An 8,347-nucleotide genomic window follows, 5' to 3' on the forward strand; every position below is an offset into this window, starting at 1 on the left:
TACATCCATTTTTACAATTTCGAGCGTTTCCAAATGAAATACCAACTGACGCCTTCCGAAAAACGGCGTCAGTCGGCTTAATTCAAAGATATTCTACGACCGGCTTTTCTCTTTTGTGTCTATCTCCGCTGGGGCGGTTCACAGCACTAAGCCGGTACGGCTTTGTTTACCTATGTTATTGCGGCTTTTTGCCAAACCACTTCTCGTAAATTTTAGCATACTCGCCATTTTGTTTGATCTCGTCCAATGCTTTGCTAATTTTTCCGGCCAGCTCAGTGTTTTTCTTGGCTACAGCTACGCCGTATTCTTCAGAATTGAGCACTTCGCCAACAAGCTTAGCCTCTTTACTGCCGCCCTTGGCCAGGTAATACTCGTTTACCGGGAGGTCGTTGACAACAGCGTCAGCACCGCCAGCCTTTAGCTCAAGGAAAGCTTCCGAAGCGCTGTTAAACTCGCGGACCTTTGCATCTTTAATCTTTTTAGCTTCTTCAGCACCGGTAGTACCAATCTGTACAGCTATGCGCTTGCCTTCGAGATCTTTAAAGCTTTTAATGGCACTGTTGTCGGCTTTCACGATAATGGATAAGCCTGACTTATAATACGGTTTAGAGAAGTTAACTTTTTTAGAGCGCTCATCAGTAATGGTCATAGCAGACGCAATTACGTCAATCTGGCCGCCTTCCAGGGCCGGAATCAGTCCGTCAAACGCCGTATTGACAACTTGGACCTCCATACCCATTTGTTTACCAATGGCCTTCATCAGATCCACGTCAAAGCCTACATAATCTTTGCTCTTCTCGTCCTGGAATTCGAACGGCGGGAAAGTCGCCTCGGCGCCAACTTTAAGGACTTTAGCTGCAGCTGGTTGAGCCTGCTGGCTGCCGCCGCACCCGGCTAGGCCCAAAGTCAAAGTAAACAGGGCAAGAACAGCAAAAGCGATCCATTTTTTTGACATAATATGTACCCCTCTCTTTATGCACAATCTTTTAATAATTATACATAACTTTGGAATGATAGCCAAACACGACAAACTGCCGAATTTAAGAGAAAAACAGGCGCTTGCTTCAGCAAACGCCTGCCTTATCCCTTTTCCTAACATTTGTGTCAAATTTCCGACACTATTGTCCTATCGCCATGGGCATTATCCTTTTCAGAGCCATTCCTATATCTCCAGCAAGCGCGCCAGCTCCTGATAATAAGCCAGCTGATCATCAAACAAAATCCGTGTCAAACCACTGGGAGACGGTACAACAAAATCAGCTACTCCAGTCACCACACTGATCGGCTGCACCCCGCATTTTATGTTCGGACGCCCGGCAAACTCCTTATATACCCCTACCCCGGCAAAGCAGGCGATCTGTGGTCTGTACAGCATGAGCTTCTCCTTTAAAACATCCCGCCCGGCGCGGTATTCCTCTTTAGTAATCTCATCCGCTGCCCGGCTGGGACGAGCTACAATATTGGTAATGCCCAGGCCGACAGTCAGCAATGTACGGTCTTCCTCAGGCCTGAACTGATAGGGTGTAAGACCTGCCGATGCTAACAGCTTCCAAAACTTATTCGAATACCCCGCAAAGTGATGGCCAGTCTCGGCAGACCTACGGCCAGGGTTGAAGCCGATAAACAAGACTTTTAGATTATTGTCAATAATGTCAGGTACTTGATTCATAGAAACCTGGATCACCCTCGCTTTAACGTAAATAGGCTAACCTCCGCCGGACAGCCGATTCGAAGCGGCATCCAATGCCCTGTCCCTACACTGACATAACCATAGGAACCGTCCTGCCGGAACATCCCCCTCATATATCGATATTGCACAGGCAACAGTGAAACACCGAAAATCGACACTTGTCCGCCATGTGTATGCCCGGCCAGAGACAGTGGCACTCTGGCGGCAAAGGAATTATAAAAAAAATCGGGATGGTGGGTTAAAAGAACGGTAAACGCCCCTTCCGGTATTCCCCGCACAGCCTGAGCAAAGAAATCCCGCCGTTTTAATTCCTGCTCGTCTTTATTTTTTCCCCAGGGATAATCGACACCAGCCAGATATAAGCCCTTGCCTACTGCCTGATTCCTATTCTCCAGCAAAGTAATCGGGCTGGCATTCAGCGCCTTACGAATACGTCCGATATCCCGAAAGTATTCATGGTTGCCCCAGCAGTAAAAAATACCGTGTGGCAGCTCAGGCTGGAAAGCAGCCAGGCGCGCCATTGTTGGTGACAGCAAATCTAAGTCATCCACCAAATCACCGGTAATGGTCAGCAGATTTGGCCTTTCCTGTTTAACCATAGCAAGTACTCTCTCCAGCTTATCCATGCCAAAAAACGGCCCGATATGAGTATCACTGATTTGGGCAATGGAATATCCGTCCAGCGCCGGAGGCAGTTGAGGAAAAGACAAGGTATACCGGTTAATAACAATTTTGGTGTCCCCACCAATCACCCCATAAGCAGTGACAGCCAGCGGCACCGCCGGGACAGCCGCCATTGCACCCTGCAAAAACTGACGGCGAGTTATCCCTACCTGTGCCGGCACATCTTCCTGCACTGGTTCTGCCTCTACCTGCATGGCTTCCTGGCGGCTAAGCCGCCGTACCAACAGTCTTACAGCATAACCAGCCAGCAGCACCACCAGCATAAACAACAATCCAAACAGCCATACATAGGCCGCATAAAGAAGATACCGGAACCACTCGCCAGGAAAGACTTCTGCAGGGCGCAACCAGCGGCTGGAAAAAAGAATTCCCACTGATAAAACCGTGGCAATCCAGTAACCATACCTAACCTTTTTGCCAGCATATACCGGATGCCAATTGGGCAAAATCCGGCCCCCCAGCCACGTCAAGCCCAGAAAAAGCGAGAATATGAACAGTATTGCATATAAAGAAGGACCTTGCTGCATGTGCGCCTCCGTTTTTTTGCCAGCATAATCTAGTTTCGCTGCCGACTGTTTTTCTATTGTAATTATTTCCTTAAACTATCTTTAGTATAGTGGATAACAAAAAAAAAGAACAGCCTGCGTGCCCATACATAGTTTGATCCTTTTGAGTAACAGCTAATATAACAATTATACCTTTTCGGCTTATATTACATACCCTTGGTATCCAAATAAACAATAAACCCTATCTCCCCAGCTTAATGCGGGCAGCAGTCTTTACTCTTATCTCTTCAGGATCTACCTGAACTCTTGCCACTCCTGTTTGCATCGCCACACGGGCTACAGCAGCAGCAACTGCCGGTGCAACGCGTGGATCAAATGCATCTGGCACAACAAAATCGTCTCTTAATTCAGCTTGAGGAATCAAATCAGCAATTGCATAAGCTGCAGCAATCTTCATTTCTTCATTAATTTGACGAGCTCGTACATCAATAGCTCCACGGAAAACCCCAGGGAAAACAGTTACATTATTAACCTGATTAGGCGCATCTGAGCGGCCTGTACCTGCTACCCTTGCCCCGGCAGCTTTGGCTTCAGCATAACTTATTTCCGGCTCAGGATTAGCCATAGCCACCACAACGGCATCCGGATTCATGGCCCGGATAATCTCTTGGGTAAATGCTCCTGGAGCCGAAACACCGATAATAACATCTGCCCCTTTGGCCACACTACTTAAATTTCCCTGCTGCTTTTCTGGATTTGTTACTTTGGTTAACTGCTCCTGAACTCGGTTCAGCCCAGGCATTCCCTCATACAAAGCTCCATTAATATCTACCACTATAACATTTTTCGCCCCGGCGTTAACGATTAAACGTGCAATAGCTGTACCGGCGGCCCCTGCCCCATTCACAATAATTTTAGCACTAACCAATTCCTTCTTCACTAATCGCAGGGCATTAATAACTGCGGAAAGAGCTGCTATGGCCGTACCGTGCTGGTCATCATGAAAAACAGGGATGTCCATTTGGGCTTTAAGTGCATCTTCAATATCATAACATTTCGGTGAAGAAAGATCTTCTAAGTTAATTCCGGCGAAAGTTGGCTGCAGCAACCGTACTACTTCAATAATCTTATCAGGATCTTTGGTATCAAGACAAATTGGAACGGCATCAACATCACCAAAAACTTTGAACAAAACGGCCTTACCTTCCATTACAGGAATGGCGGCCTCAGGCCCTATATCCCCCAAACCAAGTACCCTGGTTCCGTCACTTACAACCGCCACCATATTTCCCCGGCAAGTATATTCAAACGATAAGTCCTTGTCATTTTTAATATCTTTGCATGGTTCAGCCACACCCGGCGTATAGGCTAAACTTAAGTCATGCCTGTTAGCAAGAGGCACTTTACTGGCCACAGCCAGCTTTCCTTGGTGTTCTTTGTGTAATTGAATTGCTTCTTCCCTAATACTCATGTTCGCGCTCCTTTTTTCATAATGTCTTTACTGTGACATCTTCATTAATAACGTAGCTAGTACTATCATGCAGGCGCCACCAATTCTGGTTGATATCTGGGCAAACGGCATCAATTCCATGCGATTGGAAGCAGACAAGATGGCTACGTCACCAGTACCGCCCAGACCACTATGGCAGCCTGTGACAATTGCGGATTCAATAGGATACATATTTAGGTATTTACCAATAAAAAACCCAGAAGAGATCATCGCTAGAACGGTAGATGCGCAAATTGCAATATAACCCGGATCTGTTAGCACTAGAACAACATCTTTCCACGGAGTAAACAAAACACCTAAGCCAACTAATAACGGCCAAGTAAGACTTGCTGAAATAAACCGGTACATATGGTAAGCGCCTTGTTCCATTTTAGCTGGCATGAGATTTGAATATTTAACAAGTGCGGCAGAAAAAATCATAATAATGGCTCCCGGAATCCCAATAAAGGTCTCAGAGAACTTACCCCAAATAAAGAAGCTGCAAGCGATAAGCAACCCTGCTCCCATAAGAGGAAACTCTATCGGCTTATCCACTGCTTGTGCCGTTAACTGATCTTTGTCATTGCCTGTTCGAACAAGCAGTCCATTGCCACTTAGTTCGGGTCTCTTTTCTCCCAGACGCTTCAAATATCCGGCGACCATAATGGCAACAATATTTCCCAGCATAGCTGCAGGAATAAGCTGCGGGATAAAGGCTTCCTGCGGTTTACCAAGAATTTCAGAATAAGCGATAGAGAGCGGAATAATACCTTCACCAATACCTCCGCCTACAATCGGGATAATGATATAAAAGAACGTACGATGCATGCTATAACCAAATAGCGTACCCACAAGTAATCCTGCAGCGATCGCGGCAAGAGTCCCGACGACTAGCGGGATAAACATGCGCATAAATCCCTGAATTAAAACCTTTCTATCCATGCCAAGGATACTGCCTGCCACCAAACAAGAAATATATAAATACAGGAAATTAGACCCTTTCATTAAGGCCGTAATTGAATTCATTGCGGAAGGATTAATGAGTTTATAAAAAACCATGATTGAGGGAATAAAAATGGATAGAATCGCCGGTCCGCCGATATCTTTTAAGACCGGAATCTTTTGCCCTACATCGCCTAAAAGTATCCCCATAATCATGATAACAGCAAATCCGCCGATCATATCTACTGGAAGTTTGCCGTAAATAGACGCAGCATATATGATAACCGCCAAAACAAGGTACAAGGGGAAAGGAATTACTCCGACTTTAAAATTAATAATTTTCATGAATGCGTTTTCTGATACTGGCTCTGTTAACTGTACTTTGTTCAAATTATTACTATTCACCAATACACCTCCTAGTTATTTGACTTAATACTAAACTGTCGGGATCAAATTGCATATCTTATTCAATTTATTAAAGCATTTTGTAACTAAAGTAAGTAAAGAAAACACGGCTTGCGCCGAGCCTTTGGCGAAAGCGGAAGCCGATGTTGCCTTATCCAGACGGAAAGTTATACTTTCTAACAGGATAAAAAACCGGCCTGGCAGCCGGTTTATAAATAACGTTTTATTATGTTGCTTTCTGGGTTTATACATCGATATCTGTATACGGGTCTCCCCACAGTTCCGTATACCACTTCCATGCTTAAAATATCTATCTGTTTCAAAAAATCCAGATATTTGCGCATGGACACTCGTGAAATTCCTACACTGTTCGCCATTTCCTCTGTAGTAAAAGACTGCCCCTTTGCAGTTCGTATGTTTTCCCATACTGCATTTAGCGTGTTGCGGCACAAACCCTTGTTTAACTCCGTTTGTCCCTGCTGCTCCCTGCCTAAAATGCGCCGGTCTAGTTCAGCCTGATTCATAACATCCCGATTTCGCATAAATACTGCCTGATTGCGGTAATCGGAAAGAGCAGTATTTAACCGCTCAAATTCAAACGGCTTAATCAAGTAATCGACGGCACCGTTACGCAAGGCTTTCTTAATCGTATGCATATCACAAGCAGCCGAAACTACAATCACATCAGTATCTTTGCCCTTTTCCCTGATTTGAGTTAATAATTCCAGCCCGTTTGTCCCAGGAATAAATATATCGAGCAAAACGAGGTCAATATCATGTTTTTCAAGCAACCCCAATGCTTCATCAACAGTACGAGCCATAGCAATTAATACAAATCCGTCTATCTGTTCTAGATACCGTCGATTCAATTCAGCCACCATCGGGTCATCTTCCACAATTAATACTCTAATCATTCTGCATCACCTTTAGTTCGGTACGGTACACGCACGACAAACCGCGTACCTTTTCCTATTTCTGAGAACACCTCAATTGTCCCATCAATTCGTTCGAGACTGCGCTTTACTAAAAACATTCCTAATCCGCGATTACCATGTTTAGTAGAATATCCTTTCGTAAACAACTGCTCTTGTTGTTCCTTGGTAACTCCCGGCCCAGTATCATCTATCGCTATGTGCAAAATCCCCTCGTTATAAACACAATCCACATCAACACGTTTTATATTAGAACTAGCTACAGCTTCTAACGCATTGTTCACAAGATTACCTACCACTGTGACTAATTCCTGGACTACCTCGGTGTCGGCGGGCTCAGGCAAGAAACTTTCTTCTGAGAGAATTAAATCCACACCAGCTTCTCTGGCATGGCTCAGTTTACCCAGCAAAAATCCTGCTAATACTTGATCTTTTATCCGCCGGACTACAAATCCAACTTCACTCTGATAATGCTGAGCAACATCTTTTATATAGTCAGCAAGCTGGTCATAACATTGCAAACGCACCATACCGAGAATAACATGCAGTTTGTTCATGAATTCATGGGCTTGTGCCCTTAACGCCTCGGCATAATTGCGTACTCCGGTAAGCTGTTCCGCAAGTTGACGAATCTCAGTCTTATCACGGAACGTGGCAATAGCTCCCGCTATCTCACCATCCACACACACAGGAACACGATTAGTCAATAAGGTTATCCCCTTCAAATCCTGCTCCTGATCTAATTCTGCGCATCCTGTTTTCAATACGTCTGACAATCGGGTATTCGGCACGAATGACTCCACATCTTTTCCTACAGGATCTCCTTGGATTCCTGCCTGCTGTAACAACCGGATTGCTTCACCATTTACAAGCGTAATCCGGGCGTTTTTATCCACAGCGATAATCCCTTCCCGTACTGACAACAGCATAGCGCTGCGTTCCTCCAACAATTTGGCAATAGCAATTGGCTCCAACCCAAACAGTGTCTTTTTTATACTCCGTGCCAATAATATGGCCCCAGCTACACCCACCAGCAAACCAAAGACAACGGCAATATAGATAAACATCCGACTCTTATCTACCGCATGTTGTACATTATTGAGCAAGATACCCACTGCAACAGCCCCAACCTGCTTTCCATCGTGAGTTACTATCGGCGCGAATGCCCGCAACGATGGCCCCATTGTTCCTGAAGCCATGGATGTATATTCTTGTCCAGAAAGGGCCGCTTTTTCGTCGCCACCTACAAACTGTTGGCCGACCTTACTACTGTCAGGATGGGATTTTCGGATACTATTCATGTCTATAACAACGATAAACTCCACCTTCGTGACATTGCGAATCTCTTCAGCAAAAGCCTGAATGTCCGCTTCGTCACGCCGACCGGATAATGCTTCAATCACCACCTCAGACCGGGAAATAATCCGGGCAATATCGGTCGCTTTTTCGTCTAACGCTTTTTGGGTACTGGAAAAGACATTAGCGCTGATTAATATATTAGTTACTAACAAAGCCATAGCAACAACACCACAAACAAGCAACGTGATTTTAGTCTGTAAACCAATAATAGGTTTATTGGCTTCCAAAAATTCATCTCCCATCATAATTAACTACGTATTGTTGTGTTCGTATTTCTGATCGTTTATTCCTTCCTCAATACTATTTCGGTTACTTTAAACACCACGTTTTTATAGTATTT

At 44.9% G+C, this 8,347-nt stretch carries 7 protein-coding genes; all 7 read right to left on the reverse strand.

Annotated elements, in window-relative coordinates; genetic code table 11:
* Positions 1–175: 175 nt before the first annotated feature.
* A complete protein-coding gene (locus VN447_RS02400) occupies positions 176–955 on the reverse strand; it encodes a basic amino acid ABC transporter substrate-binding protein (protein ID WP_325522441.1) in 780 nt (259 codons plus the stop codon).
* Between the two features lie 207 nt (positions 956–1,162).
* The gene (locus tag VN447_RS02405) at positions 1,163–1,669 is read right to left on the reverse strand and encodes a mismatch-specific DNA-glycosylase (protein WP_325522443.1); all 507 of its coding nucleotides are present in this window, start codon (positions 1,667–1,669) and stop codon (positions 1,163–1,165) included.
* A gap of 11 nt (positions 1,670–1,680) precedes the next feature.
* The gene (locus VN447_RS02410) at positions 1,681–2,901 is read right to left on the reverse strand and encodes a metallophosphoesterase (protein ID WP_325522445.1); all 1,221 of its coding nucleotides are present in this window, start codon (positions 2,899–2,901) and stop codon (positions 1,681–1,683) included.
* 220 nt (positions 2,902–3,121) lie between these two features.
* Positions 3,122–4,351, reverse strand: a complete 1,230-nt coding sequence (locus VN447_RS02415; RefSeq protein WP_325522447.1) for an NADP-dependent malic enzyme — start codon at positions 4,349–4,351, stop codon at positions 3,122–3,124.
* Positions 4,352–4,378: 27 nt separating this feature from the next.
* On the reverse strand, positions 4,379–5,716 hold the full coding sequence (locus VN447_RS02420) for a 2-hydroxycarboxylate transporter family protein (protein WP_325522449.1): 1,338 nt from the start codon (positions 5,714–5,716) through the stop codon (positions 4,379–4,381).
* A gap of 209 nt (positions 5,717–5,925) precedes the next feature.
* Positions 5,926–6,630 carry a response regulator gene (locus VN447_RS02425; protein ID WP_325522451.1) on the reverse strand — a complete coding sequence of 235 codons (705 nt, stop codon included), beginning with the start codon at positions 6,628–6,630 and terminating at the stop codon, positions 5,926–5,928.
* Entirely contained in the window at positions 6,627–8,234 is a 1,608-nt protein-coding gene (dcuS, locus tag VN447_RS02430; RefSeq protein WP_325522453.1) for a DcuS/MalK family sensor histidine kinase, read from the reverse strand. The genes VN447_RS02425 and dcuS overlap by 4 nt, the downstream gene beginning before the upstream one ends.
* Between the last annotated feature and the right edge of the window lie 113 nt (positions 8,235–8,347).

The organism is Sporomusa sp. (assembly GCF_035561155.1).
Taxonomy (GTDB): Bacteria; Bacillota; Negativicutes; order Sporomusales; family Sporomusaceae; genus Sporomusa.